Annotated in this window: 22 protein-coding genes; 17 read left to right on the top strand and 5 right to left on the bottom strand. The window is 46.8% G+C overall.

Annotated features, from left to right (window positions below; translation table 11 throughout):
- Nucleotides 1-125: 125 nt before the first annotated feature.
- A complete protein-coding gene (gene rpsD, locus Q9R46_RS14230; protein WP_145331932.1) occupies nt 126-725 on the bottom strand; it encodes a 30S ribosomal protein S4 in 600 nt (199 codons plus the stop codon).
- A gap of 463 nt (nt 726-1,188) precedes the next feature.
- On the opposite strand from rpsD, the gene Q9R46_RS14225 reads away from it, so the two are divergent.
- The 5 genes from Q9R46_RS14225 (at nt 1,189) to Q9R46_RS14205 (ending at nt 6,269) form a co-directional block, all read left to right on the top strand.
- A complete protein-coding gene (locus Q9R46_RS14225) occupies nt 1,189-3,177 on the top strand; it encodes a sensor domain-containing diguanylate cyclase (RefSeq protein WP_311280468.1) in 1,989 nt (662 codons plus the stop codon).
- 154 nt (nt 3,178-3,331) lie between these two features.
- On the top strand, nt 3,332-4,189 hold the full coding sequence (locus tag Q9R46_RS14220) for a hypothetical protein (protein WP_311280467.1): 858 nt from the start codon (nt 3,332-3,334) through the stop codon (nt 4,187-4,189).
- 109 nt (nt 4,190-4,298) lie between these two features.
- Nucleotides 4,299-5,414: an aminopeptidase gene (locus Q9R46_RS14215; RefSeq protein WP_145331929.1), complete on the top strand. Its 1,116-nt coding sequence runs from the start codon at nt 4,299-4,301 to the stop codon at nt 5,412-5,414.
- A gap of 95 nt (nt 5,415-5,509) precedes the next feature.
- Nucleotides 5,510-5,755, top strand: coding sequence for an HPr family phosphocarrier protein (locus Q9R46_RS14210; protein WP_090923662.1), 246 nt, complete (start codon nt 5,510-5,512; stop codon nt 5,753-5,755).
- Between the two features lie 220 nt (nt 5,756-5,975).
- Nucleotides 5,976-6,269: an Fpa/YlaN family protein gene (locus tag Q9R46_RS14205; RefSeq protein ID WP_090923661.1), complete on the top strand. Its 294-nt coding sequence runs from the start codon at nt 5,976-5,978 to the stop codon at nt 6,267-6,269.
- Between the two features lie 183 nt (nt 6,270-6,452).
- Here Q9R46_RS14205 and cax read toward each other — a convergent pair whose 3' ends face one another.
- Nucleotides 6,453-7,547, bottom strand: coding sequence for a calcium/proton exchanger (cax, locus tag Q9R46_RS14200; protein WP_397386351.1), 1,095 nt, complete (start codon nt 7,545-7,547; stop codon nt 6,453-6,455).
- A gap of 159 nt (nt 7,548-7,706) precedes the next feature.
- On the opposite strand from cax, the gene Q9R46_RS14195 reads away from it, so the two are divergent.
- Nucleotides 7,707-8,069 carry an Asp23/Gls24 family envelope stress response protein gene (locus Q9R46_RS14195; RefSeq protein WP_090923659.1) on the top strand — a complete coding sequence of 121 codons (363 nt, stop codon included), beginning with the start codon at nt 7,707-7,709 and terminating at the stop codon, nt 8,067-8,069.
- 115 nt (nt 8,070-8,184) lie between these two features.
- Here Q9R46_RS14195 and ftsW read toward each other — a convergent pair whose 3' ends face one another.
- Nucleotides 8,185-9,471 (bottom strand): putative lipid II flippase FtsW, encoded by a 1,287-nt coding sequence (gene ftsW, locus Q9R46_RS14190; RefSeq protein WP_311280466.1) that lies wholly within the window; start codon nt 9,469-9,471, stop codon nt 8,185-8,187.
- A gap of 12 nt (nt 9,472-9,483) precedes the next feature.
- Nucleotides 9,484-9,831, bottom strand: a complete 348-nt coding sequence (locus Q9R46_RS14185; protein ID WP_311280465.1) for a YugN family protein — start codon at nt 9,829-9,831, stop codon at nt 9,484-9,486.
- A 210-nt stretch (nt 9,832-10,041) separates the two neighbouring features.
- Between Q9R46_RS14185 and Q9R46_RS14180 the strand changes: the two genes are divergently transcribed.
- The 8 genes from Q9R46_RS14180 (at nt 10,042) to Q9R46_RS14145 (ending at nt 18,355) form a co-directional block, all read left to right on the top strand.
- Entirely contained in the window at nt 10,042-11,214 is a 1,173-nt protein-coding gene (locus Q9R46_RS14180) for a M20 metallopeptidase family protein (protein WP_311280464.1), read from the top strand.
- 142 nt (nt 11,215-11,356) lie between these two features.
- Nucleotides 11,357-13,084: a DNA repair helicase XPB gene (locus Q9R46_RS14175; RefSeq protein ID WP_397386350.1), complete on the top strand. Its 1,728-nt coding sequence runs from the start codon at nt 11,357-11,359 to the stop codon at nt 13,082-13,084.
- A 28-nt stretch (nt 13,085-13,112) separates the two neighbouring features.
- On the top strand, nt 13,113-14,888 hold the full coding sequence (locus Q9R46_RS14170) for a helicase-associated domain-containing protein (protein WP_311280463.1): 1,776 nt from the start codon (nt 13,113-13,115) through the stop codon (nt 14,886-14,888).
- Nucleotides 14,889-14,984: 96 nt separating this feature from the next.
- Nucleotides 14,985-15,422 carry a YlbF/YmcA family competence regulator gene (locus Q9R46_RS14165; protein WP_090923654.1) on the top strand — a complete coding sequence of 146 codons (438 nt, stop codon included), beginning with the start codon at nt 14,985-14,987 and terminating at the stop codon, nt 15,420-15,422.
- Nucleotides 15,423-15,515: 93 nt separating this feature from the next.
- On the top strand, nt 15,516-15,779 hold the full coding sequence (locus tag Q9R46_RS14160) for a YlbG family protein (RefSeq protein ID WP_090923781.1): 264 nt from the start codon (nt 15,516-15,518) through the stop codon (nt 15,777-15,779).
- 164 nt (nt 15,780-15,943) lie between these two features.
- Nucleotides 15,944-16,381 carry a hypothetical protein gene (locus Q9R46_RS14155; protein WP_090923653.1) on the top strand — a complete coding sequence of 146 codons (438 nt, stop codon included), beginning with the start codon at nt 15,944-15,946 and terminating at the stop codon, nt 16,379-16,381.
- Nucleotides 16,382-16,534: 153 nt separating this feature from the next.
- Entirely contained in the window at nt 16,535-17,446 is a 912-nt protein-coding gene (locus tag Q9R46_RS14150; RefSeq protein WP_311280462.1) for a selenium metabolism-associated LysR family transcriptional regulator, read from the top strand.
- A gap of 45 nt (nt 17,447-17,491) precedes the next feature.
- The gene (locus Q9R46_RS14145) at nt 17,492-18,355 is read left to right on the top strand and encodes a PHP domain-containing protein (protein ID WP_311280461.1); all 864 of its coding nucleotides are present in this window, start codon (nt 17,492-17,494) and stop codon (nt 18,353-18,355) included.
- A gap of 141 nt (nt 18,356-18,496) precedes the next feature.
- Here the strand turns inward: Q9R46_RS14145 and Q9R46_RS14140 are convergent, their stop codons facing one another.
- Nucleotides 18,497-20,302, bottom strand: coding sequence for an Rqc2 family fibronectin-binding protein (locus tag Q9R46_RS14140; protein ID WP_311280460.1), 1,806 nt, complete (start codon nt 20,300-20,302; stop codon nt 18,497-18,499).
- A 347-nt stretch (nt 20,303-20,649) separates the two neighbouring features.
- Here Q9R46_RS14140 and Q9R46_RS14135 point away from each other — a divergent pair, with 347 nt between their 5' ends.
- From Q9R46_RS14135 to Q9R46_RS14125, 3 genes are all read left to right on the top strand, one after another.
- On the top strand, nt 20,650-23,508 hold the full coding sequence (locus Q9R46_RS14135) for a calcium-translocating P-type ATPase, SERCA-type (RefSeq protein ID WP_311280459.1): 2,859 nt from the start codon (nt 20,650-20,652) through the stop codon (nt 23,506-23,508).
- 176 nt (nt 23,509-23,684) lie between these two features.
- Complete coding sequence (gene dapF / locus Q9R46_RS14130) at nt 23,685-24,518, top strand: diaminopimelate epimerase (RefSeq protein WP_311280458.1); 834 nt, start codon at nt 23,685-23,687, stop codon at nt 24,516-24,518.
- Nucleotides 24,519-24,753: 235 nt separating this feature from the next.
- On the top strand, nt 24,754-26,643 hold the full coding sequence (locus tag Q9R46_RS14125; RefSeq protein ID WP_311280457.1) for a bifunctional homocysteine S-methyltransferase/methylenetetrahydrofolate reductase: 1,890 nt from the start codon (nt 24,754-24,756) through the stop codon (nt 26,641-26,643).
- Nucleotides 26,644-26,657: the final 14 nt, after the last annotated feature.

Genomic DNA, 26,657 nt, shown 5'->3' with positions numbered 1-26,657 from the left:
TATCGTTATGTAGAGGCTAGTAATGAAGAGTGCTTGGGGAGGGATAACAAAAACAACAAAAACAACAAAAAAAACAACTGCCGAGAAAATCTCGAACAGTTGCTTTTTTTGTTGTGATGCAACGATTAACGGTTGTAGAACTCGACGATTTGTTTTTCATCGATGTCTTGGGACAATTCAGCGCGCTCAGGCAAGCGGATGAATTTACCTTCTACAGCTGCATCGTTGTATTCAACGTATGCTGGAAGATGCGAACGGTTTTCCAAAGCTTCCTTAATGGAAGTCAGGCCGCGGCTTCTTTCACGCAAGCCGATTACATCGCCAGTGCTTACTTGGTAAGAAGCGATATCGACTTTTTTGCCGTTTACAGTTACGTGACCGTGTGCTACCAATTGACGCGCTCCAGCGCGGGAGTTAGCAAAGCCAAGACGGTAAACGAGGTTGTCAAGGCGGCACTCAAGCAAGAACATGAAGTTCTCACCGGCAATACCTTGCATTTTTTGCGCTTTGGAGAACAATGTGCGGAATTGTTTTTCACCCAAACCGTACATGTGGCGCAATTTTTGTTTTTCTTGCAACTGCATACCGTAGTTGCTCATTTTTCTGCGTTGGTTAGCTCCGTGCTGACCTGGAGGGAAAGGGCGTTTCAATTCTTTGCCTGTTCCGCTCAGGGAAATGCCGAGGCGACGGCTCAATTTAAATTTAGGACCAGTGTAACGTGCCATGTTTAAAGTAGCTCCTTTTTAGTTAAAGTTCATATAGGGCTCTGTTTGCGCTCCAATTTGTTGATGCGGGCTTGGCCTCGCATAGAACGATCAGGAAAGTTCAGCCGCTGTCCTGAAAGCAACAAAAAGAATGAGGGTGACACAACCGGTAATGCCCAAATTTAAAGACCGTTTTAGTAGTCTTCATCAACAATTTATTCTACATTCTGAAAGGAGTAAAGTCAAGCAATACATAAAGTCAGAAAAACGTCTAAATTTGTCGATAGGTCATTAGGCCTAAAATAATGGGACGATTTTCTGAAATATGAGTGCAAAAAAGCTTCAAACAGAGTAAAATAGATGGTATCTTAACTTTAAACCATCTTATGTAGCAAGGTTTCGCTAATATTTTGCAGATTTGCGATAATTGATGCAGATTAATGCATCCCCCAGGATGCAAAAACGGTGCAAAGGAGCGCCTGACATGTTGGAACATCTAAGAAGTTTACCTGCCAGTCTGAAGTTGCGAAGCGCGGGCGATTCCACATCGTTTACTGTGCTTCCATCTCATGATGACCATGCGTTGTGGATGCAAAAAATGGATATCACACCTTTTGACTTCTCATATTTAAGCAGTTTGTTAGGACAAGCCTTCAAGGATTGGACAAGCCAGAAAGATTCAGTGCCTGGTGGGCCAATTGCTGCATACAGTGTTTGGAATACGGAAGGAGAGTGCATAGAGGACTCCGGCCAGATTACAGATTCGGATATCAATGTACGTTCGATGGTTTTGGAGTGTGCTGAGAAGGAACAGACGTTATCTAGACACGGAATTAGTAAACATGGGGAGTATCTGCTGATTGCTGAGCCGCTGTTTTCAAGAATTAATAAAGATATATTTGCTGTGTTTGTTGCTCTGGTCTTTGAATCCCACCGGTCCGAAACGTCAGAAGCTGTGGTTCGATCTGAGGCATTGCATTACCGCACCTGCTTTTACCGAAGATTTGAATACATATTTATGACGGACTTGTTGCACTCGCATGAACAAACCGCTCGGGAGGAACACCGAAGATCCATTCTTTTTCAGATCGTACAGCGTATGCATGACAAGATGGATGTCGGGGCAATATTGGACGAAGTATTTGTCAGTATGGACTACCTCTATCCTTCCACACACATTATGCTCTATATGTCTCAGGACCAGAGAAGCTTTAATCCTCGTATTAAGCCACTTCTTATTCAGGAGCGTGGAGAAGATATCTGTGTTCGCTCATTTATGGAGGGCAGGCTGATTGTCTCCCGGGCTGACGAGTTGGACAAACGAATCATTGAGGTGGGGTTGCCGCTCAAAGGCAAGCAGGGCATATACGGAGTATTTCATATCGAAATGAACGAGGAATTGATGGAAGACTCCGATCTACAACTGATTGCGATGATGGCGGATACAGCAGGGACAGCTTTTGAAAATGCAAAACTCCATGAGCAATCCCATATGTTGATTCAGGAACTTCGTGTAATCAATGATCTGACTCAGCGTCTAAACAAAAGCTTGCAATTGATGGAAATCTATCAGTTTTCCGAGCAAGAATTTAAAAACATCTTTCAGGCCGACTATTGTTGCATTTTGCAATTAAACGACAGTACGAACAGGTTTGAGGTGATGGCGACCAATGTAAAAGAGATTCGGAATAGAACGTATCCCGCGGATTCTGGCATTGCGGGTTACATGTATCAGACTGAAGAGCCATTAATCATATCTGACTATACGCAGTTTGATAAGGTAACTTCCAGTTTCATGGAATTAACAGGCGCGATGTCTCTGATTGCAGCACCAATTCGAGTAGATGGACAGGTGAAGAGTGCTATTCTGCTTGCCCATGTGAGGGAGCATTTTTTTTCCTATGAGAACTACAGGTTGCTACAAATGTTATCGATTCATCTTGGTCTTGCCCTAACCAATGCCACCCTGCATGCCGAGGTGCGCCGGTTGGCTAATCTGGACATGTTGACTGGACTGTATGTAAGGCATTACCTGGATAATATTATTCACGAACGTCAGGCTCATGATTACTGCGGCTCATTGGTTGTCGTTGATATCGATCAGTTCAAACAGGTGAATGATACTTTTGGTCATCAAACCGGAGATCAAGTATTAAAACAAGTCAGTGACATTGTTACAAGTTCGGTTCGAGCCGAGGATATTTGCGCAAGGTGGGGCGGTGAAGAGCTGGCTATCTACATGCCTCAGATCGGAATTCAACAAGCGCTTGTGTATGCGGAACGAATCCGTACCCGAGTTGAGGCCGAGACGAGGCCGTCTGTTACGGTGTCAAGTGGCATTGCTGAATGGAACTGGATGGATGAGAAAGTAAGTGTAGAGTCCCTGTTTTACCGTGCAGATATGGCGCTGTACAGTGCAAAGAACGGGGGCCGGAATCGAATTGTCATAGAGGAACAGGAAGGAATACGATGAGAGAGACATTCCGGTTGCGGAGTCGTTTCTCTCTTTTTTTTGAACGGGTATGTGGATGAAAGTCCGTGTGGTTCATCTGGTCGCATAGTAAGGAAGTATAAGCACATATTGTGAGGGCAATCTATGGAGAAAATGACTGAAAGGTGGAATAGACATGTTGAACCGCCAGTCTACGTTTTCTTTATCGCTAATCCTTTGCCTGATGCTGGCAATGGTTCCAGGGTGCGGGATGCTCCAGCATGATCGGACGCCGGAAGAAATATTTTCTCTGGCATTATCGGGAATAGCGGGGAAAGAAACGTTGACGTTTGAGGGACAGGCTGGATTAAGACGGGAAAACAGCGGAATGTTTGAGAATCAATTTAAATTTGAAGGTAAGCTGGAAGACCATGACCGGCTGACGTTGCAGACCCGATTACCAGGTGCCGTGACTGCGGCGGATTCAGGAATAGGTTTGAATGCGGTGAAAAATAATGGTCAACCGAGCGGATTCAGTGCTTCTTTTCAACGTAAAAAAGGACAATGGAATGCTTTAACGGCGCAGCATGAACCATTACGTGGCTCCTTATCCCGTTTTAACCCCATTGCGCAATTAGAAAAGATCGATAGTATGAAAAAAACAATTCAATCCGAATATGGTTCAGGCCGCCAAACACGTATATTGCGGATAGAGCTTGCGCCAGAGGACGCCAAAACCTGGGCTACAGACCAACTGACAGATGAGATGAATTCCATTCGGGCAGAGTACATGCACAAGACGAGTCAAGTGAAAGGTGCGAGTAAGCAGAAACTTGAGCAGGAATTGCAAAAGGTATGGCAGCAGGGCGAGGACACGATGCAGAAGTTGATTCAAAAGGCTGAGGTGCATACGGTCTATCATCTGACGGTCGATCGCAAAACCAGCTTACCGATGCGCCTTTCCTCTGAGAGTCAGGTGAAATACACGGATAACAGTAGCCGAAGTAATGTAGAAGCACTGGTAACCGATGTGAACTTTAAATCATATCAATAAATAAAACCTGTGACTGCCTGCTGACGGGATGTCTTGTGCGTGCTACAATAGTAACGTAATTTACCGTTGTTCAATTCATTGAATGGCAGATGACAGGAGGATTTATCGAATGAAGGACCCTAGAATTCAGAAGCTTGCAGCGAACCTGGTAGGTTATTCTGTTGATGTACAGCCTGGCGAAAATGTATTGGTTGAGATGATTGGATCAGAACGTGATTTGATCAATGCCATTATTGAAGAAGTGGGCAAAAAAGGCGGTAACGTTTTTGTACAGTTGACGGATCGAACCGTTCAGCGTGTGATGCTGCGCAATGCTACGGAAGAGATGATGAAAACGTGGGCGGAGATTGATCTGAACCGTATGAAACAAATGGATTGTTATATCGGCATCCGTGCGGGGGAGAACGTGAATGATCTGTCCGATGTGCCGGAAGAAAAAATGAAACTGTACAACTCCCTGTATTCCCATCCGGTACATAGCGAACAGCGTGTCAAACATACAAAATGGGTGGTGCTTCGTTACCCTAACGCAAGCATGGCGCAACTCGCGAACACCAGCACGGAAGCATTTGAAGACTTCTATTTTGACGTATGTAACCTGGATTATGCGAAAATGGACAAAGCGCAAGACTCACTCGCGAGTCTCATGAAACGCACAGATAAAGTGCGGATTACGGGGCCAGGTACGGATCTGAGCTTTTCCATCAAAGATATCGGTGCAGAGAAGTGTTCCGGGCAAAAAAATATTCCGGATGGTGAAGTATACAGCGCACCCGTACGCAATTCCGTTAATGGAACAATTAGTTATAATACACCGACGCTGTATAACGGAATTACGTTTGAGAATATCAAGTTTACATTCAAAGACGGTAAAATTGTAGAAGCATCCAGCAATGATACGAAACGCCTGAATGAAATTCTGGACTCGGATGAAGGTGCGCGTCATATCGGTGAGTTTGCGATTGGTTTCAACCCGCACATTCTGCATCCGATGAAAGATATTTTGTTTGATGAAAAAATTGCAGGTAGCCTGCACTTTACGCCAGGTCAGGCATATGAAGAAACAGATAACGGAAACCGCTCATCCATTCACTGGGATCTCGTATTGATTCAGCGTCCAGACTACGGCGGCGGCGAAATCTATTTCGATGATGTGCTGATTCGTAAAGACGGCATCTTTGTCATTCCTGAGCTGGAATGTTTGAATCCGGACCAGTTGAAATAGAACTGTATTTTGCAGTTGCTAGGAAAGCGGATTCACGGTATCATGTAGTGGTAATTAATAGATGATACCAAAAGTGAAAAGACGGAGGGATTCCTATGTCGAGTAATAACGCGGCTGTAGTGGAAATTGCTCAAACAGCAGGCAAGTTTACTTCTTCAATCGTGCTTCATTCAGAGAACAAGTATATCGACGTAAAAAGTATTCTTGGGTTGTTTACAACGCTGATCAGCACGCACAGTTATGAACTGCATGTTCATGGCCCGGATGCAGATGAAGCGAAGGCAGCGATGTCAGAAGTATTTGCAAAGCATGGCCTGAATGTAAACATCGCATCTGAATAACATTATTTAAGAACACCTCTGTCTTCGGGCAGGGGTGTTTTTAATCATAGTAGAACGCAATGTCCGTTAGAGCGAATTAGAGAAAGGGAGAAAAGGCTGTAACAGAGCTCACAACTCGTGCGGTTATTTTGGTCAGGTTCTTGTATTAGCTCTTCATTTCGTCTAATATTAGAGGTAGAACGTCTTTACGCGATTTTGGGACATAGGGGGGAAATGATGCATGACTTCATCTGATCTGCAGGACCAGCTGAACCTGAAAGCAATCAATCTTCTTCAAGAAGATGCAGATAAAATACAGAAGCTTATTGAAGTACAGATGGAGAATCTGGCTACCCGCTACTGCCCTCTCTATGAGGAAGTATTGGATACACAGATGTATGGGTTCTCCAAGGAAGTTGATTTTGCTGTCCGTGCGGGACTCCTTCCAGAAGGTACAGGTAAGCAGATGGTTAGCGCGCTTGAGCGGAACTTGGCGATTTTATATGAAGCTTTGAACAAAAAGAATGAGCAATAGCCTGCAATCGCGCGGGTCAGAATAGAAGGCATGCACATTCCGTTGCATGCTTTTTTTGTATTTGAAGATGCATTGCATTGTCTGATGGTGAAGTAGGAGTAAAAAAAGACAGTCGCGGGAAAGCAATCCCTCGGCTGTCTCTTGATGTATGAAGCATTGGTATGACGTCAGTTAACAGTTTGGTTATACCAGGAAGAATGAGACACCTAGAATGACATAAACAACCAGCAGAAGCAGACCTTCATACCAGTTGGTGGAGCCATCCTGTGTGATCGATTTGGCAATAAAAACAGACACACCGATGGCGACCAGTTCAATGGTGGTAAACACGATATCCATCGTACGACCCGTAAAGTAACTTACAAAGATCAGCACTGGAGCCACAAATAGTGCGATCTGTAAACTGCTACCTACGGCAATTTCAACAGCGGCGCCGATTTTATTTTTCATCGCAAGCATGATGGCTGCACTGTGTTCGGCTGCATTACCGATAATGGCCACGAGGAACGCACCAACGAACAGCTCACTTAATCCAAACTCTGAAGTGAATACTTCAAGTGTGCCAACCAGCCATTCACTGACAAAGGCGACCATAACGGTAGCAATTACGAGATAGAGGATCGACTTTTTCTTTGACCACGCCGGAGCGTGTTCATGAGGCAATTCTTCGTCCTGATCATCCGTTACATCGGCAAGATAGCTTTTATGCGTGACCATAGAGAAGATAAGCCAAGCAATATAAGCCAGGATAAGCAAACCAGCCACAATGAGACTGAGTGTATTCGTATCCCGCTGTGTGATAGAGTGGGTGTTCAGGAATACGGCCGGGACGAACAGGGCGATAATGGCAACGATCATCAGGGAGCCATTCAATCCCGCAAGCGAAACGTTGTAATTCTGCGTTTTATACTTTAGTCCGCCGGCAAAAATGCTGAGTCCCAGCACGAGTAACAGGTTACCGATAATGGATCCGGTCAGACTGGCTTTGACCATGTCGAACAAGCCCTCTTTTACGAGAAAAATCGCAATAATGAGTTCGGCTGCATTGCCAAAGGTAGCATTTAGGAATCCTCCTAGTCGTTGACCGGCGTAGTGAGCCACGCTTTCGGTCGCTTTACCTAAAAAACCGGCCACAAAAATAACCGAAATGGCAGATATCACGAACTGCAGAATCGAATCCCATTTCAAGAAGTGGGCGATGGCACTGAGCGCAAAAAAAGCAATCAGCAAAAAGGATGAAATCCGGTTTCTCACAAAAAACACCTCGGTTATTAACATATTTTGTTTTGAAATTCACGTTATGTACTTATGCGATTAATTTCATATTTCAATATAACCAAAGGGGGGCAGGTTGTAAACGCATCTTTTACAGTTAAATTTGCTTTTTAGGGTGGAAAGGATTTAAAATACGAGTAACGAAGTGAAGGAGGATGTGGCATGGCAGAACAACTTCAAATGGAGAGCGGAAACATCCGGATTGCCGATGACGTGGTTGCGAAAATTGCCGGAATGGCTGCAATGGAAACACCTGGAATCGCCGCAATGTCTGGAGGTTTGTCAGAGGGCTGGGCGAAGCGTCTCAGCGGTAAAAACGTACAGAAGGGCGTAGGCGTAGAGGTCGGCCAGCTGGAAGCAGCCATTGATCTGCGCATCATCGTCCTGTACGAAACTCCGATTCATGAAGTTTCCCGTATGCTTCAGCAGAATGTACGAGAAGCGGTAGAAACGATGACCGGACTACGTGTAGTCGAAGTTAATGTGAAGGTTGAAGGTGTCTCTTTCAAAGGCGACGATCTGTAGATCTTTAGACTCCACGTAAGGAATGAACAAATCTATGTTTTGTTCCTTATCTTTATACAAAAAAAACACAAAAAAGACTTTGCATCCATCAGATGCAAAGTCTTTTTTCATTCGATTAACGAACTCGGCGAATCGAGTCCCTTGAACGAAGTGCCGGGGAGGTGCGTGTCTGCACCGTTACCGATTTCGTTTTTTGTTCCTTGATCGCTTCCAGGTTATTGGTCCGTGAAATACTTAGAACAATACCCATCGCCACCATCATGACAAAGAGCGAAGTCCCCCCATAACTGATAAACGGAAGTGTAACCCCCGTTACAGGTATCGTTTGAGTTACCCCACCAATGTTGATGAAGGCCTGGATCGCAATAAGCCCCATGATACCTATGCCCACCAGCGTTCCAAAAGGATCAGGGCAACGTAGGGAGACGATAATGCCTCTCCAGATAAAGTACAGATAAACGAGCAGGAACAATGCACTCCCGATGAAACCGAGCTCTTCTCCGATGACGGAAAAAATAAAGTCATTATAGGCATTTGGCAAATAATGCAACTTCATAGTACCTTGTCCAATACCCGAACCTGTAATGCCGCCGTCCCCGATGGCAACCAGAGAACGGTAGAGGTTGAGACTTCCGCCATTGATATCAGACTCTGGATCGAGGAAGGCTTGAATACGTCCAATTTTGTAGTTCTGCTCCGCTGTCACCGTTGTTGTGCTGTTCAGCGCAGGAGTGTCCGGAGACATGGAGGAAAAGAGGGCGCTAGCTCCAAAGGCAAGTGCGCCACCAAGCGCAACCAATAAAATAGAACCCAGGATGTGCTTCATGTTAGCTCCGCCAGCATAAATGACAAGACCGCAGGTAGATACCAGAATGAAACAGGTACCGAAGTCTGGCTGCAGCATGATCAATCCTGCAATAAATCCGACGATGAACAGGACAGGGAAATATCCGGTCTTGAAGTCACGGAAACGTTCGCCTTTTTTGGTGATGAGTGCAGACAGATATAAAATAATTGCAATTTTGGCGAACTCTGCAGGTTGCAAACTAAATCCAAACACGCGAATCCAGCTTCTTGCACCATTCAGAACGGCACCCGTTACCAACACAATCAAGAGTAGTGCGGTGGTGAATAGAAAAAAAGGTGCATAGAGCTTTTTGTACTTATTAAAGCGGATATTCATGGCAAAAAACATGCCAACCAGACCGATAATCGCCCACATAAGTTGTTTTTTCGTGAAGTAAAGGGCATCGTTGTTAAAACTTTCGCTTGCGATTGCGATGCTGGAACTGGAGCTGAATACCATCACCAGTCCAAAGCCCACCAACAATAAAGTGAGGATTAGCAGTTGAAAATCCGGCGTGCCTCTCTTCGTTCTCGTCTGGGCCGTTTGTTGTTTCATAATCTGGCCCGCCTAAGCTTCGAGCAGTTCTTTGAGCTGCTGCAATTTTTGGGAGGCCAGCTTCACGACTGGCTGCGGAACGGAAGAGTCGTAATCAAGTCCATGCGGGAAAGTAGCTTTGCCCAGATAAACGGCTTCAACGGCCAGAACCGTATCGGGTTTCTCCAGTTTGCCTTCTACCGCGCGCGTATTAATGCGTACAAAGTATTCTGAGTTGGTTTGTTCATCTTCGATTTTGTAGTCATATGTAGCACGGTAATATTCCCATTGCCACCGGACGAATCCGACTTTCTCGGCGCTCTCATCCAGGTATGCCAAGTCGCTTTTCAAGCCATCCAAGCCTGTATTCTCAAAAATCATAAGCGTTTGATCCTCCTCATAAGCTTCCGAGTATAATTCTCGTGTGTTTCTCTAGTTCATGATAGTATGTTTCCCCTTCCCGTGCAAGCTTTCCAAAGGCCTTTCGTATCGGTTTTCGTTCAATTCTGCTACAATATACTGCAATAGGTTTGAAGAGGAAGGTTTGGGGCTATGAACAAGCCCTGCTGATGATCGAAAGGATGGGGTTACATGACAAATCAAATATGGTGGGAAGATCTGCAGATCCATATGGTGGAATGGCGGCGTCACCTTCATCGCAATCCTGAAGTTTCCTTTCATGAGGAGAAAACATCCTCTTTTGTGGCAGATATGCTGGAGAGCTTTGGCATTGAGGTGAAACGTCATATAGGTGGCCATGGGGTGATTGGAATACTTCGCGGTGACAGGCCAGGGCCTGTAGTCATGCTTCGCGCTGACATGGATGCATTGCCGATGCAGGACGAGAAGGATGTGGAATATGCTTCACAGCAACCCGGGGCGATGCATGCTTGCGGCCACGATGGTCATATCTCGATGTTGCTGGGAACCGCGCTTTATTTCAGCCGTCATAAGCAGGAAGTTCGGGGCGAGATCCGGTTTCTGTTCCAGCCAGCCGAAGAGTTGCTACCGGGCGGTGCTGTCCAGGTCATTGCAGACGGAGCATTGGAAGGTGTAGACGTGATTTACGGCATTCATCTATGGACACCGCTTCCCGTTGGCATCGTTGCAAGCACGTCAGGACCAATGATGGCGGCGGCGGATGACTTTTACATTGATATCAAAGGAAAAGGCGGTCACGGCGGCATGCCGCAAGCTACCGTTGATAGTGTCGTTGCGGGCTCCGCACTTGTGATGCAGCTTCAGACTATCGTTAGCCGGTCCGTTGACCCGTTGCGTCCGGCAGTACTAACGATAGGCACGATGCAGGCGGGTTCTGCGCAAAATGTGATTGCGGAGCAGTGCAAGCTCAGCGGCACGGTACGAACGTTTGATGAAGAGACGCGAATCGGGATGAAAGAACGTATACTTACTATGGTGGCTCAGACAGGAGCTGCATATGGTGCGGAAACCCAGGTGAAATATATCATGGGGTATCCGCCGGTGGTTAATGATGCGCAGGAGACAGAACGTTTTTTTAATGAAGCAACGGCGTTATTTGGCCCTGACCGGGTGCAGAACTCTCCGATGCTGATGCCTGCAGAGGACTTTGCGTATTATTTGCAAAAGGTGCCGGGTTGCTTCATGTTTGTCGGTGCGGGTAATCCGGAGAAAAATGCGGTATATCCTCATCACCATCCGATGTTTGATTTTGATGAGGACGCCATGCAGACGGGCGTGAAACTGTTTGTGGCAATGGCCAAAGGCTACGCAACCGAATGCTGAGAACTATAGTTGGGCATCCTGAACATACCAAGGGTATGGACAGGGTGCTTTTTTTGTTTTGCATCAAATGAAGTTTGCTATCGGAGTATACGAGTCAGAATCTTTGTTCGAATGATATAGATTAGGAATGGATGTGGGAAAGATGGAGATGTTCAATCCGCAGGGAGCTTGCATTGTACAGCGTGATTTCACGGTATTGCTTGAAGTGGGGCATCCGGGGTTTGAAACAGCCAGAGCGGAGCTTAGTATGTACGCCGAACTGGTAAAGACACCTGCGACGTTTCATACCTACCGGATCACCCCGTTATCGCTGTGGAATGCGGCCGCACTAGGCTGGAATTCAGAACGGGTGATGAAGAGTCTTGAGGAAGTGTCACGCTGGAATGTGTCTGCGGCTCTCACGCAGGATGTGTGCAGAATAATGGAGCAATACGGCAAATTAAAGCTACATGCCGAGCCAGACCATTCCACGATGCGCCTAACTAGCGAAGACGAGCAATTGCTGGATGATTTGAGCGACATCAAATCGATATCAGCTTTCCGTATGGAACGAACGAGCGTACATGAGCTTGTGTTATCGGGGGAAAAGCGTGGTTTGTTGAAGAGGGAACTGACACGTCTTGGTTACCCTGTATTGGATTATGCCGGTTATCGGAAAGGGAGCGAACTTTCATTTGGCTGGAGGCCTAATATTAATGATTCAACGGCTTGTATGTCTAGCGGATGCGAAGAGGGAGAACAAGCTATATTTACATTGCGCCCTTATCAGCAAAAGGCAGTAGATGCTTTTCAAGACGGTGAAGGCGTGGGCGGTAGCGGACTTCTGGTACTGCCCTGCGGAGCAGGCAAAACGATTATTGGCATGGCTGTGCTGGAACGGTTGCAATGTGAATGCCTTATTTTAACGTCCAATACAACCTCTGTCCGGCAATGGATACAGGAAATTCAGGATAAAACAACGCTAAATGCGGAACAGATCGGAGAGTATTCGGGGCAGAAAAAGCAGGTGAAACCGGTAACGGTGGCAACATATCAAATTTTGACTCATCGAAAATCTAAAGCTGCGGATTTCACTCACATTCATCTTTTACATGAGAGAAAGTGGGGGTTGATCATCTATGATGAAGTGCATTTGTTGCCTGCTCCGGTGTTTCGGGCTACTGCGGACATTCAGGCCACTCGTCGTTTGGGCTTGACCGCCACACTTGTTCGTGAAGATGGATGCGAACAGGATGTGTTCTCACTGATCGGCCCCAAATTATATGATATGCCATGGAAAGAGCTGGAGCAGCAAGGCTGGATTGCAGAAGTAAAGTGTCAGGAAGTGAGGGTGTCCTTGTCTCCTGAATTAAGATCAACTTATGTGCAGGCGGAGGGAAAACATCAATTTCGCCTGGCAGCTGAAAATCCGGCGAAATTAAAGGTTGTAAAGCGTTTACTGGAACGACATCAAAACCTACCGACACTTGTCATTGGACAATATCTCGATCAGCTTGAGATGATTGCCCGGGAAATTGATGCACCTCTAATCTCTGGATCGATGTCTCAACAGGAGCGTATTCGCTGGTTTTCTGCTTTTAAAAAGGGAGAAATTCGTACGATTGTTGTATCCAAAGTTGCCAATTTTGCGGTTGACTTGCCGGATGCCGCGGTAGCCCTCGAAATTTCTGGTAGTTTTGGTTCAAGGCAAGAAGAAGCCCAGCGGCTTGGAAGGATTTTACGCCCCAAAGCAGGTGAGAACAAAGCTTATTTCTATGCACTGGTTTCTGAAAATAGCAAAGAACAGGACTTTGCGTTAAATCGCCAGATGTTTTTGGTAGAGCAAGGTTACGAATATGCGATCGTGCATGAGCAGGACAAGGTTCATTAACATGTTGCAGAAGGGAAGGGGAATACTGATGTCTGGTCTGGAGTTTGAAGTGGAAAAATCGATGAAATCGAGAAAGTTGGCTGATCTGACACTGTGGTCTGAACTTACGTCAGCGGAGCAACGGGTGCTTGGTGCTCTTTTTCGCAAATATGCCGGTCAAACGTTCTTTTCTCTTCTGCCTTCGGAGGTTTGGGCTAAGGAGGGATTAAGTGGAGCAGAAGCGAAGCTTGCTTTTGCCATGCTGCGCCGTAAACAATGGGTTAAATCCGTACATAAAAGCTGGGGAGAATGCTCTTTTTATATCCCTGAGTGCCATCTGGCGATGTTGACCTTAGCGTATACAGATCTTCTTGAACGCAGTGTTGAACCGATGGTCGGTTCTGTCAGATGTGTCATTAAGGAAGGAAAACCTCATATCGCAGGAGAATTACTTCATCTTCTTGCTTGGATTAATAAAGAAGGTCTACCTGTCACTGGAAAAGGTACAATACATAAGAGAACGGTACAAAAGTTAAGCACATTAACGATCATGTCACCAGAGGATTTCGTACAGTTGGAGATTACGTATGACCATAAGGCATTATACCCGGTGCATGTAGTCATTTTGCTGGACTTGTTGCTCTGCTTAAACTTGGTGCAACAAACAGATCGAGGCTTCGAAATCAGGCAAGATAAATTGCAACAGTGGATCAAGTTGTCCTGGTTCGAGATGCATGGTGAAGTATTTAGAGTATGCATGGAGCGATATGGGGGGGCTGGATCAGAGATGCAACATTTTCGCTATCAGCTCGCGGTGCTTGCGCCTGGAGTGAATCGATGGTGCCGTGTACTATGCGGAGGAGGTAATTCAGGGTTTCATAGTTGGTTGCATGCTTTAGCTGGCTGGGGGTTTGGTGAGATCGGTGAGAATGAGGATGGAGAGTTGGCATTTCGCTGGTTGATCCATCCAGTGGAATTCTTGAGCAGGGGAGCGGACGGTGGTGTATATCATGTAGATAGGCTACACGAGCAGGAAGAGATGCAATACGGCAAATTTTATGTGCAACCCGACTTTGAAGTCATGGTGCCGCCGAATGTGCCACCTGAAGTCTGCTGGAGACTTGAGCAATACTGTGAACGGATCACACGCGACCAGATGTCAATCTATCGTTTAACCAAAGACCGAATGGAAATCGCTGTTGCGAGTGGAGTGAAGTGGGAAGACATCGCTGATTTTATACAGAGACACGGACAAGGGGAGTTGCCTGACCAAGTATTTGTTACGTTGAAGGACTGGGCAACAGTCGGGGAGAATGTTCAAGATAAGCAAGATATGCTGGTGTTTGCTACTACGAATCCGGATTACCCTGAACAGTGGAAAAGGGAGAGAAACAGAGGATCGACGCAGAATTCCCCTTTCTTTTACAACGGTGAGACTCAAGGATTAATGCAATTACCGTCTATATCTGGTATAGCCGTGGACTGCGATGAGGATAAGTCTGACTATTTTATGATTGAAAAATCGGCATGGAACGAGAGAAAGGCTGATATACATGAGAATTGGCACAGGGAATGGAGGAAGTATCACCTGTCGACTGAGCGCCAAATTGCAATGCAAGCCATCGAATGGCAAGTGAAATTAGGAATTCAAAAGGGGACGGATACGTTTGTTCTAATTCCGCATCAGGTGGAAGAGCAAGAGCAATGGATACTGGAAGGCTGGTGTATTCTGGATCCGAACGAAACAGCATCGCGTACGGAATGGCGAACATTTATCGCGGAAGACTGGGATGCCATGCGTCTTATTCTACCGGATGATGTCTAGTTTAGAGGAAAAACTCTTCTTAACCTTTCATGGATATGCTATGATGAAGAAGTCTACGTTAAGTAGAACTTTATATATAGATAGGATGAATAATTCATGAGCGTAGCGGAAATAAACACGGTCGATATGGCCCAAGTGTTAACGGGCGCATATGAACTGGGCGACATGATTAACCAATCTGCCGAAGTATCGGATTATTTATATTGGAAGCAGCAAGTCGAAACAAGTTCTGAGATTCAAGAGGGCATTCGCAGATTAAATGCCAAGAAAGAGCTTTTTGAAGAAACACAGCGTTTTGGCCATTTTCATCCCGACTTTCACGCAGCGAAGGATCAGGTGAAAGCGATCGAGAAGGAACTGGAATCCTTTGAAGCTGTAGCTCGTTTCAAACAGGCTGAGCAAGCATTGGATGAGATGCTGTTTCAGATGTCCGAAACCATTGCTTTTGCTGTATCGAGCACGATTAAGGTGCCAAGCAACGATCCTAATCCTAAAGGCGGCTGTGGTAGCGGCGGCAAATGTGGATGCAGTTAAACCCGAAGACAGTTACATTATAGTTTTTTAGACTTTGAACAGACCGGGCCTTTCGAGGGCCGGTCTCCATTTATAGAAGGGCGGGGAACGATGGTGTTTGCGGAAAGAACAGGATTTATTATTTGGGTCAGTGATTTGAAAGCGGCCCGCAATCTCGAAAAATATGGTACCGTGCATTATATCTCCCGCCGGATGCATTATGTTGTCATGTATGTTAATGCAGAACGGGCTGACGATACGATGAAAAACGTAAAGCGGCTTTCCTATGTGCGCAAAATCGAGCGCTCCTATCGAAATGAAATCAAAACCGAGTATGCTAGCAAAACCGCAGACAAAACAAGTTTTTACGGAGTATAGCAGGAAACATAGGAGGGGCCCACTGGGTCGCTCTTTTCTAAAATAAGCTTAAATAGACTTTTGCGAAAAAAAGTTAAACTTACGCCTTGTTGTTACGGGACTAATGTTGTAATATATTGGGTAATAAATAGATAGAAAGTCCTATCTGGTGGAGAGTGATTCCCATGCGTGATAAGGTGATGCAACGTTGGAGCACCTACGAGCCGTTTTTTGTGGCTCTCGGAGACAAGAAAGTGGCTGACATCGTCATTACCCATCATGCAAAGATGCGGTATGCAGACCGTATTGAGCCTGCACGTAGTGATGATGACCATATTGCGGCTTGGTTATGGGAGTGTCTGAAGCAGGACAGGGTAACGCCATATTACCGCAATGAGCAGGATGTTTATCTGATTGACGATGATCTGGTGGTGGTTGCCGAGTTTTCCGAGCTTGAAGGAGAATATGACATTACGGGCAATCCACTCCACAAAATGATTGTAGTGACGTTTTTGGGACGCATGTCGGAGACGATTGAACTGAGAGATCTGAAGTCATATTATTCTTGGCTGAGGCATTCCAGAAGAATGACGCTGGTCAAAAATAGCCGGAAGCATAGATGATGAAACAGATTTGAGATTGCAATCATAAAATTTATGTATGAGATGTGTAGAATAATTTGTACCAACGCATGCAGACAAGCTGCATGCTTTTTTTTGTTGCCAGGCTGGAAATCGGATACAATATAGTAAGTGTAATAGAAGAGGGGCGAAGATATGAATTTTCATCAGTTGCACATTTTTTATACGGTAGCGGAAAAGGGGAGTTTTTCCGCAGCTGCGCAGGCGTTACATATGACTCAACCGGCTGTGACGATGCAGATCCAATCGCTCGAGGACTATTTCGGAACGAAACTGCTGCATCGTTCCACCAAAAAAATAGAATTGTCGGAGGCAGGAAGAACGTTACTGCCTCACGCCAAGCGAAGTGTAGAACTTGTCCGTCAGACAGATGAAGCGATGTCTGCTTTTACGCAGAAATTGCAGGGAAGATTACAACTTGGAGCAAGTCTGACCATTGGAGAATATGTGTTGCCACGAATGCTGGGGCCCTTTGCCAAACAGTATCCCGATATCTCGATTGTGATGAAAGTGATGAACACCACCCAGATCATGGATGAGATTTTGAAGCACCAGTTGAATTTTGGATTAATCGAAGCACCGGTAAATCACCCGGATATGATCGTCGAACCTGTGATGCAGGATGAACTGAAGCTCATTGTACCAGCAGGGCATGATCTGGCAGGACGAGGAAAAGTAAACTTGGAAGAAGTAATGAATTACCCCTTTGTGCTACGTGAGGAAGGTTCAGGTACTCGCCAAGTGATGGAAGGTCAATTGCAAAAGAAAAAAATAGATCCGAGTGACATGAATGTAGTCATGGAGCTTGGGAGTACAGGTGCGGTCAAATCGGCTGTAGAGGCTGGGGTGGGCATTACGATGTTGTCTCCTTCGTCCGTGCAACATGAGCTGGCTCTGGGGCTTGTACATATTGTGGATATTCGCGGGCTTGAATTCAAACGGCAGTTTTATGCCATTCACCTTAAGTCGTCTTTGTTGCCTTTGTCGGCTGTTGCCTTTTTGGGGTATTTGCGTCAACAGGAGCACGAGCAGGGAGAACGGGCTTAAGGGTGCATGCGCTGTAAAATTTCAATCAGAGAGGAATGGGAGCCAATGGACCAGCATCAAGGACGCTGTGATCTTCATACGCATAGTCAGGCTTCAGATGGTATGCAACCACCAGCTGATAACGTGAAGCTTGCAAAACAGAGAGGACTGGCTGCAGTAGCCTTAACGGATCATGATACGGTAGCTGGCGTAGCCGAAGCCAAGCAAGCGGGAAAAGAGTACGATATTGATGTTATAGCTGGAGTTGAAATCAGCACGCGGGCTGGTGGTAAAGATATTCATGTGCTCGGTTATTACGTGAATACGGAGGATGAGTTATTTCTGCAACGGTTGCGCGGATTGAGAGAAGCGCGGGAAGAACGGAATCATCTGATTATTGGCAAGCTCCAGCAACTAGGATTGGATATAAGCTGGCAGGAAGTGCTGGATGGACTGGGACGGCCGCTAGAGCCTGATGAGAGCATTGGTAGACCTCATATGGCTGATGTGTTGGTGAAGAAGGGATACGCTACCGACATGCGAGATGCATTTAATAAGTATCTTGCCGAAGGCAAGCCTGGCTTCGTATCTGTACCGCGGGTTACGCCTAAGGATGCCTGCGAGTGGATCAGAGTAGCGGGAGGTGCTGCGGTAATTGCGCATCCGGGTCTCTATAACGATGATGAATTAGTACGCCGGATTATCGTAGAAACCCTTCCGGACGGTATTGAGGTATTTCATTCAGACCATGGTCCGGAAGAGGAACATAGATATGCTGAAATGGCTAGGAAATATGATCTTATTGTAACAGGTGGTTCAGATTACCATGGCGAACGACAAGGCGTTGTTTTTCATGGAGATCTGGGTAGCAAGACGGTACCTTTTGATGTGCTCGAAAGACTGCAGGCGGCTGCACATAGCAGGAGATGACATCCTCTGGAAATTAATAAATAGAGTGACATGTGTTACTTTTCTAAACGTATACGACAACCTAAAAAATCCCCTGCCAGCAAAGGCCAAGGGGATTTTTTAGGTTGTCGTTACATCTCATCCTATAAGATAAGTGTTAGCTTATCCATTTTTTATCGTGGATGGTAAACTTTTAATTATTTCATCGTTTGGTGTTACAAACAGAGTTTTCTGATGGTCGTATATAACAAATCCGGGTTTTGCACCACTTGGTTTGCGAACGTGACGAATATACGTGTAATCCACAGGCACGCTGCTAGATTCCTTCGCTTGGCTGAAATAAGCGGCGAGTTGAGCGGCTTCCTCCAGCGTAGCTTCACCAAAATCAGTGCTGCGAATAACGACATGGGAGCCCGGGATGTCCTTCGTATGCAGCCAAGTATCATTAGCCGATGCCAGACGATTGGTCACATACTCGTTCTGTAGATTGTTTTTGCCGACCAGAATGTCAATTCCCTCTGATGAAGTGAACTGATGCACAGTTGGACGATCATTTTTCTTCTTTTTCTTGCCTTTTTTGTTCCGATCTCGCAGATAACCTTGCTGTACAAGTTCGTCTCGAATTTCTTCGATATCGTTCATGGAGGCGATGGACAGTTGCTGAAGCAGATTATCCAGATAGGCGATTTCATCCTTGGTTTTACCAAGTTGCTCGTGAATGACAGCCAGACTGTTCTTATATTTGTTGTAACGCTTGAAGTAACGCTGTGCATTATCCGATGGTGTGAGCAATGGATCAAGTTGAATCGTAATGTTGCTCTGATCCTCATCGTAGAAGTTAGTCAGCTGTACATTCTTATCACCCTTGTTGACCAAGTGCAGGGAGGCAAACAACAGCTCGCCCCATAGTCTGTATTTGTCCGCGTCGTCGGCTTCAAGCAAGTCTTTGTTCAGGTTATCGAGCTTTTTAATGTTTTTGCTACGCTCGTTCTGCAGGAACCGGAGCAGATCGCTCACTCTTTGTTTAACGGTATCCCGCTCGGCCTTATCCCCGTAGTAATCCTCCATACATTTGCTCATCGTATCATACGTTTTTTCCTGATCCTGAATGCTCTCTAGCCGAATAGCGGAAAAGATCATTTTGCCTTTGGCGTTCAGTCCTGTTACAGGGGTGTACTGATGTTCTTTGACAGATTCGATGACTGACTCAAAAGCAGTCCAAAGTGCTCCTGCCTCCATATGATCTGAATCGGTAACGGTTCGAGTTGCAATCTCACCTGCAATCAGCGGACTCATCCCACTAAAAGCATTGACGAGCCAGCGTGAGGCGTCTGCTTTTGTTTCTATAGCCGTTTTAGCTGTGTCCGTTTGTGATCCGGCTTCATTTTCGTCTGCATCTACATTTGCTGCAGTAGCAATCTTCTGCTCAAACTCGTCTTGGGTTACCTCTAACGGATTGCTTTTGTGTTGCTCTGGCGGTGCAGTATAGGAAAAACCGGGCATAACTACGCGATAACTACTGATGGATGGTGTGACATGGTGAATCCCGTCCAAAATAGTATCTGTTGCAGGGTCAATCAAAATGATATTACTGTGACGTCCCATCAGTTCAATGATGATACGTTTGGCTGAAACATCGCCAAGCTCGTCCCGCTGACGTACATCAATATGAATGATCCGCTCCATCCCGATCTGGCGGATATTTTCAATGATAGCCCCTTCGCAGTGCTTCCGCATCAGCATGCAAAACATCGGTGCCTCTGTCGGATTCAAAAATGTTTTCTCTGTAAAATGTACACGCGGATATGTCGGACTTGCCGAGACAAGCAGTTTGCTGTTGTCGCGCTGAGCGCGCAGGGTAAACACCACATCATGGCCGTTAGGCTGATGAATTTTGCTAATACGTCCTCCGATACAGCCTTGCAACTCATGTACGATGGCTCGGGTTACAATACCGTCAAGTGCCATATTGTCCACTTCCTCTCTATCGAGCATCTGCATGATTCATGCAGCATGCCTCATCTATAACGGTTCACGGGCAACCGCAGCATATGTAATAACTTTGGTTATAACGAATGACTGACTGCATTTTTCCAAATACATAGTTGCGCAGTAATCTTCGCAGACCTTTATTTTAGCTTATTCTGCCCATGAGGGAAAGGATTCAGCTTCCGGGTGCTATTCACGGACCTGTCCGAATACATATAGAGCAGGTAGTTTGTCCGGCACAGTGTACAGCCTGCCCTTGCAGCATGCCGGTGAAACATGTGAGCTTGCATTGCAGATGAAATAGGACTGGGAGGGAATTTTGGAGCATGGAACATACCAAGTGGCATCAATTAAACGACGAAGAGCTTCGTGAAACTCTCGGCGTGAGCCCGCAGGAAGGGTTGACGGACGAAGCGGCAGCAGAGAAGCGGAAAATTGCTGGTTCTAATGAACTGAGTGAAGGACAGCGGATATCCCCGATCACCCTGTTACTGAATCAGTTTAAGGACTTCATGGTGCTGGTACTCATGGGAGCAACGCTGGTATCCGGTTTGCTCGGAGAGTATCTGGATGCGGTAACGATCGTAGCTATTATTGTTCTAAATGCTATTTTAGGATTTGTACAGGAGTTCCGGGCGGAACGTTCCCTTCGGGCACTGAAGCAGTTGTCGGCTCCTGCCGCCAAAGTAATCAGGTCAGGACAGGAGGTACATCTTGCGGCCAAACAATTGGTGCCGGGAGATGTTATCATGGTGGAAAGTGGTGACCGCATTCCTGCGGATGTGCGCTGGCTGGAAACCAACAGCCTCGATGTCGAGGAGTCGGCACTCACCGGAGAATCCGTGCCTGTCAGCAAACATTGCAGACCTATAGCTAGTGACGATGTTCCTTTAGGGGATCAGAGAAACATCGGTTTTATGGGCACCATGGTCACACGCGGTACAGCCAAGGGAGTTGTCATTCGGACAGGTATGGACACCGAAATGGGCAAAATCGCTGATCTGATCCAAAATACGGAGGAGCAGGAGACCCCCCTACAGCACAGGCTGGAGCAGTTAGGTAAAATTCTGATTTTTGTTGCACTGGGATTGACAGTAATGGTCGTAGTCGCAGGTATTCTGCATGGACAACCCGCAGTAGGCATGTTCCTGGCAGGTGTCAGTCTCGCCGTGGCAGCCATACCGGAGGGGTTACCGGCTATCGTTACGATTGCGCTGGCGCTAGGTGTACAGCGGATGATCAAACGTAAGGCCATCGTACGTAAACTGCCATCCGTAGAGACGTTAGGTTGCGCGTCGGTGATCTGCTCGGATAAGACAGGTACACTGACTCAGAACAAAATGACGGTAACGAACGTGTGGCTTGAAGGGCGCAGCATTAAGGTGACCGGAGACGGTTATGCACCGGAAGGTCACATGTTGGAAAATGATCGCATAATCGAGCTGAAAAATGACCAGTCCTTACGAAGAATGCTACAGATCAGTACACTTTGTAACAATGCCAGTATTGTCGAGACGATTTTAAACGATCCAGCCGGCAAGAAAAAGAGTAAAGAGTCCAAAAAAGAGAGCAAAAAAGGCCGGAAGAACGGCCAGCAGGAGGAGGATCAAGTTAGTGCTAACCAAGTGCTCTGGGAGTTAAAAGGGGACCCGACAGAGGGTGCACTGGTAGCCATGGCTTCTAAAATGGGTCTTACTCCTGCAGGACTCAAGGAATTATATGATCGAGAGCAGGAATTCCCGTTCGACTCCGAGCGAAAACGGATGTCTGTTATGATCAAACATCAAGGTGGACGTATGGTGTATACCAAAGGGGCGCCTGATGTACTGATTGAGCATTGCAGTTACATTTTGTGGGAAGGCAAGGTGGTTCCGTTCACCGGCACACTGCGCCAGAAAGTGATGGCTGCCAACGAAAGTATGGCTGGTAATGCCCTGCGAGTTCTTGGTATGGCCTATCGTGAAGTCAAGCCGAAGGAACATGTTGCTGACGAGCATGCAGCTGAAAGCCAGCTTGTATTTGTAGGGCTTGCCGGCATGATCGATCCACCTCGCCGTGAAGTTCGTGAGGCCATTGCGACATGCCGCAAAGCGGGGATCCGGACCGTGATGATCACGGGAGATCATGGAACAACAGCGGAAGCGATCGCTCATCAGCTGGGTATTCTCCCGCGCGGCGGAGCATCGTTAAGCGGACAGCAACTTGCTGGCATGACGGACGAACAACTGGATAAAACAGTCAATGATATCTATGTGTTCTCCAGAGTCTCGCCTGAGCACAAATTGCGTATCGTCAAATCGTTGCAGCGCAAAGGGCACGTTGTCGCGATGACTGGGGACGGCGTCAACGATGCACCTGCTATCAAGGCTGCGGATATCGGGATTGCCATGGGCATCACGGGAACCGATGTGACGAAGGAAGCTTCATCTCTCATTTTGAGTGATGATAATTTCTCCACTATTGTGGCGGCTATTGAAGAAGGTCGCAACATCTATGAGAACATTCGCAAGTTCATCCGGTATTTGCTGGCTTCGAATGTCGGCGAGATTTTAACGATGTTCTTTGCGATGATGATGGGGTTGCCATTGCCACTCGTGCCAATCCAGATTCTATGGGTAAACCTGGTGACCGATGGTTTGCCAGCGATGGCGCTCGGAGTTGATCAGGCGGAAAAAGATTTGATGGAGCACAAACCTCGCGGAGCAAAGGAAAATATTTTTGCCCGCAGGCTGGGCTGGAAAATCATTAGCCGCGGTGTGTTGATCGGACTATGCACGCTCGGTGCCTTCTGGTTGACACTTCAGGCCGCGCCGGATCATCCTGGTCAGCTGCTCAAGGCCCAGTCCGTCGCTTTTGCTACATTGGTGCTTGCCCAGTTGATTCATGTGTTTGACTGCCGTAGTTCGCGTTCGATCTTCCACCGCAATCCGTTGCAGAATAAATATCTCGTTCTGGCTGTTATCTCATCGGTTGTGCTGATGCTGGTGGTCATGTATGTGGAGCCGTTGCAACCCATCTTCAAAACAGTACCTCTCGGTCTGCGCGAATGGGCCATTTGTATCGTAGCCGCGGGCATTCCAACATTCCTTATGGGGGCTGGCAGTGTCTGGGGTGGTCGCCGGAATCGTCGCCGCATGGGCGGTCCTGGGCGCTTCGTACCGAAAAGTACAAAGTTTTCAGCATAAAATCAATAGCTTTTAATATCTCGTTTCGATATGCTATCCTCAAAATGATTCAAAGCACAGGCTTTGATATTTTGCAGGATAGCTTTTTTTGTATGCTTTGTGCACATGATATGAAGACTAGCTATAAATAAACTATAAAGCTTTGGCGGAAGGTTGCCAAAAGGAGTGGGCAAGATATGGAATTTACGAAAATGCACGGACTAGGCAACGACTTTATCGTTGTATTTGGTGAAAAGGAACTTCCAGCAGATGCTGCTGAACTGGCGGTAAAATGGTGCAATCGATTCTTCGGTATCGGAGCAGACGGTCTGGTTTATATACTGCCTTCGGAGAAGGCGGATTTTCAGATGCGTATCATGAACTCGGACGGTTCTGAAGCGGAGCAATGTGGCAACGCGATCCGTTGTGTATCCAAGTATGTGTATGATCATGGGCATGTTGACCGTGAGCAGATTACGATTGAAACGATTGGGGCGGGCGTTCAGCCTGTAACGCTTAACATCCGGGACGGCAAAGTGGAGACCGTTCGCGTAGACATGGGCGAGCCGATTCTGGATGGTCTTCAAGTGCCTACAACAGTAGACGCGAATCCGGTAGTCGATCATAACATCGAAGCGAATGGACATGCATTCAAATTCACAGCGGTATCTATGGGCAACCCTCATGCGGTCATTTACGTTGATGATGCGGTGAATTTCGATTTGACAACATGGGGGCCGTTGCTTGAGGTTCACCCGATGTTCCCGAAAAAAATCAATGTTGAATTCGCGACGGTACGTGACCGCGGATATGTAGACATGCGTGTATGGGAGCGTGGCGCTGGTCCGACACTGGCTTGCGGAACAGGTGCTTGTGCAACGCTGGTATCCTCTGTGCTGAATGGTCATACCGATCGAACAGCTGTAATCAGCCTTAAAGGCGGGGATCTGAACATCGAGTGGAACGAGGCAGATAACCATGTATATATGACGGGACCGGCTGAAGTTGTTTTCAAAGGATTTACTTCATAATTTCTTGGGAAAAGTAGAAGGTTACACGGAAGAGGCCTGCAGGGCCTCTTTTTTTGTCCAAAGTAGATAATCTGTTACGAGTTGTCCGGTCATAAAGGACGAATTCAGTACATATTTCGCAGGAATGTCCACTGGAGTCGGACATGCAGTAAATACCTGTGTTTTTCTTCGTTTTTAAGCATTTTTTGTGTTACATTAGTATGAAAACGATCACAGTCAGGCGGGGGGAAATGGGATGAAGGCAGATTTACGTACAGCGATGAAGCAACGTGTTCTTGTTGGGGATGGGGCCATGGGGACATTTCTATATCAAATGGGATTTCCGGTAGGGATATCTTACGAAGAGTTGAACTTGATTTCACCTGAAGTTGTGGCTGATGTACATCGCCGTTACCGTGATGCAGGCACGGATATATTCGAGACCAATACGTACTCGGCCAACTTTGACAAATTGTCCAAATTTGGACTAGAGTCCAAGGTGGAGGATGTGAACCGTGCGGGCGTACGCATCGCGAAAGAAGTAGCAGGGGCAGAGGGTTACGTTCTGGGTGCAGTAGGTTCTATCCGCGGCGGCAAACGGACAAATGTGTCTACTAGTGAATTGAAACGCTTCTATCAACAGCAGATTTTTGCGTTACTGGACGAAGGTGTAGATGGCATTCTGCTTGAAACGTTCTATGATATCGAAGAGATGGATATCGCTCTTTTGCAGGCCCGCAAGCTAAGCGACCTGCCTGTGATTGGGCAATTCGCTGTAGAGGATGTAGGTCATACGCTTGATGGTTATACGATGCCTGAAGCATTTCGTATCATGCGCGAACAGGGTGCTGACGTCATCGGTTTTAATTGCAGGTCTGGTCCGAACGGGATCATGCGCGCGATGGAAACCGTTTCTGGACGCATCGGTGTTCCGATGTCTGTATATCCGAATGCGGGTGCGGCGGACTATGTGGATGGTCAGTTCCGTTACGGTGCAACACCGGAGTACTTCGGTCAGACTGCAATACAGTTTGCGGATCTTGGTGCGCGTATTATCGGCGGTTGCTGCGGTACAACGCCGGATCATATTACTGCGATTAAACAAGCGCTCGCGGAATACGTACCACTGCCGATTGCTGAACCTGATTCTGCGGAGGCAGCGCCACGTATCGTGCTTCATGAACATGTGGATGAACGCGCAGGACGCGGAGGCCAGCCAACGATTGTGGATCTGGTCAAACAACGTCACACGGTCATTGTAGAGCTTGATCCCCCGCGTGATCTGGACATTGCAAAATTTATGAAGGGTGCCGAAACACTTAGGGCGGCTGGAGCGGATGCCCTTACGCTTGCTGACAACTCCCTCGCTGTAACACGTATGAGTAATATGGCACTCGGACATCTGGTGCAGGATCGCACAGGACTTCGTGCACTTGTGCATATTGCCTGCCGTGACCGTAATTTGATCGGAACTCAGTCCCATATGATGGGATTCGATGCACTCGGCATTAACCATGTGCTTGCCGTTACGGGCGACCCTGCAAGGTTTGGTGACTTGCCCGGTTCAAGCTCCGTGTACGATCTGACATCGTTTGAAATCATACGAATGATTAAACAGCTGAATGATGGTGTAGCCTTTTCGGGTAAACCGTTGAAACAGAAAGCCGGCTTTGTTATTGGAGCGGCCTTCAACCCGAACGTGAAACATCTGGACAAAGCGGTACAAAGGCTTGAGAAGAAAATTGCCTCCGGGGCAGACTATATTATGACTCAGCCGGTGTATGATCCGAAATTGATCGTTGCGATGCGTGAGGCAACCAAACATCTGGACATTCCTATTTTTGTCGGTATTATGCCGCTCGCAAGCGGCCGAAACGCAGAGTATTTGCACAATGAGGTTCCAGGTATCCAGCTTTCCGATGAAGTGCGTTCACGGATGGCAGGACTAGAAGGTGAAGAGGGGCGTGCCATGGGAGTGACGATTGCAAAAGAACTACTGGATGTAGCTACAGAGCACTTCAAGGGCATCTATCTGATGACTCCGTTTATGTTCTATGGCATGACGGCAGAACTGACTCAATACGTCTGGGAGAAATCGGAGCATCAATGTCCTACTTGTTTCAACCCTAATAATCAATTACAATAGTAAAACGGATGTGA

This window comes from Paenibacillus sp. RRE4 (genome assembly GCF_031844205.1).
In the GTDB taxonomy this organism is placed as follows: Bacteria; Bacillota; Bacilli; order Paenibacillales; family Paenibacillaceae; genus Paenibacillus; species Paenibacillus xylanexedens_B.
This window is presented reverse-complemented; position numbering and strand designations above follow the sequence as displayed.

What these genes read in the sequence shown, in the direction of transcription:
- dapF (WP_311280458.1), top strand. Translation starts at nt 23,685, where the DNA reads ATGGAATTTACGAAAATGCACGGACTAGGCAACGACTTTATCGTTGTA.
- Q9R46_RS14195 (WP_090923659.1), top strand. Translation starts at nt 7,707, where the DNA reads ATGGCAGAACAACTTCAAATGGAGAGCGGAAACATCCGGATTGCCGAT.
- Q9R46_RS14175 (WP_397386350.1), top strand. Translation starts at nt 11,357, where the DNA reads ATGGAGATGTTCAATCCGCAGGGAGCTTGCATTGTACAGCGTGATTTC.
- Q9R46_RS14150 (WP_311280462.1), top strand. Translation starts at nt 16,535, where the DNA reads ATGAATTTTCATCAGTTGCACATTTTTTATACGGTAGCGGAAAAGGGG.
- Q9R46_RS14165 (WP_090923654.1), top strand. Translation starts at nt 14,985, where the DNA reads ATGAGCGTAGCGGAAATAAACACGGTCGATATGGCCCAAGTGTTAACG.
- Q9R46_RS14135 (WP_311280459.1), top strand. Translation starts at nt 20,650, where the DNA reads ATGGAACATACCAAGTGGCATCAATTAAACGACGAAGAGCTTCGTGAA.
- Q9R46_RS14225 (WP_311280468.1), top strand. Translation starts at nt 1,189, where the DNA reads ATGTTGGAACATCTAAGAAGTTTACCTGCCAGTCTGAAGTTGCGAAGC.
- Q9R46_RS14170 (WP_311280463.1), top strand. Translation starts at nt 13,113, where the DNA reads ATGTCTGGTCTGGAGTTTGAAGTGGAAAAATCGATGAAATCGAGAAAG.
- Q9R46_RS14180 (WP_311280464.1), top strand. Translation starts at nt 10,042, where the DNA reads ATGACAAATCAAATATGGTGGGAAGATCTGCAGATCCATATGGTGGAA.
- Q9R46_RS14140 (WP_311280460.1), bottom strand. Translation starts at nt 20,302, where the DNA reads ATGGCACTTGACGGTATTGTAACCCGAGCCATCGTACATGAGTTGCAA.
- Q9R46_RS14185 (WP_311280465.1), bottom strand. Translation starts at nt 9,831, where the DNA reads ATGATTTTTGAGAATACAGGCTTGGATGGCTTGAAAAGCGACTTGGCA.
- Q9R46_RS14220 (WP_311280467.1), top strand. Translation starts at nt 3,332, where the DNA reads ATGTTGAACCGCCAGTCTACGTTTTCTTTATCGCTAATCCTTTGCCTG.
- Q9R46_RS14125 (WP_311280457.1), top strand. Translation starts at nt 24,754, where the DNA reads ATGAAGGCAGATTTACGTACAGCGATGAAGCAACGTGTTCTTGTTGGG.
- cax (WP_397386351.1), bottom strand. Translation starts at nt 7,547, where the DNA reads ATGTTAATAACCGAGGTGTTTTTTGTGAGAAACCGGATTTCATCCTTT.
- Q9R46_RS14215 (WP_145331929.1), top strand. Translation starts at nt 4,299, where the DNA reads ATGAAGGACCCTAGAATTCAGAAGCTTGCAGCGAACCTGGTAGGTTAT.
- Q9R46_RS14155 (WP_090923653.1), top strand. Translation starts at nt 15,944, where the DNA reads ATGCGTGATAAGGTGATGCAACGTTGGAGCACCTACGAGCCGTTTTTT.
- ftsW (WP_311280466.1), bottom strand. Translation starts at nt 9,471, where the DNA reads ATGAAACAACAAACGGCCCAGACGAGAACGAAGAGAGGCACGCCGGAT.
- rpsD (WP_145331932.1), bottom strand. Translation starts at nt 725, where the DNA reads ATGGCACGTTACACTGGTCCTAAATTTAAATTGAGCCGTCGCCTCGGC.
- Q9R46_RS14205 (WP_090923661.1), top strand. Translation starts at nt 5,976, where the DNA reads ATGACTTCATCTGATCTGCAGGACCAGCTGAACCTGAAAGCAATCAAT.
- Q9R46_RS14145 (WP_311280461.1), top strand. Translation starts at nt 17,492, where the DNA reads ATGGACCAGCATCAAGGACGCTGTGATCTTCATACGCATAGTCAGGCT.
- Q9R46_RS14210 (WP_090923662.1), top strand. Translation starts at nt 5,510, where the DNA reads ATGTCGAGTAATAACGCGGCTGTAGTGGAAATTGCTCAAACAGCAGGC.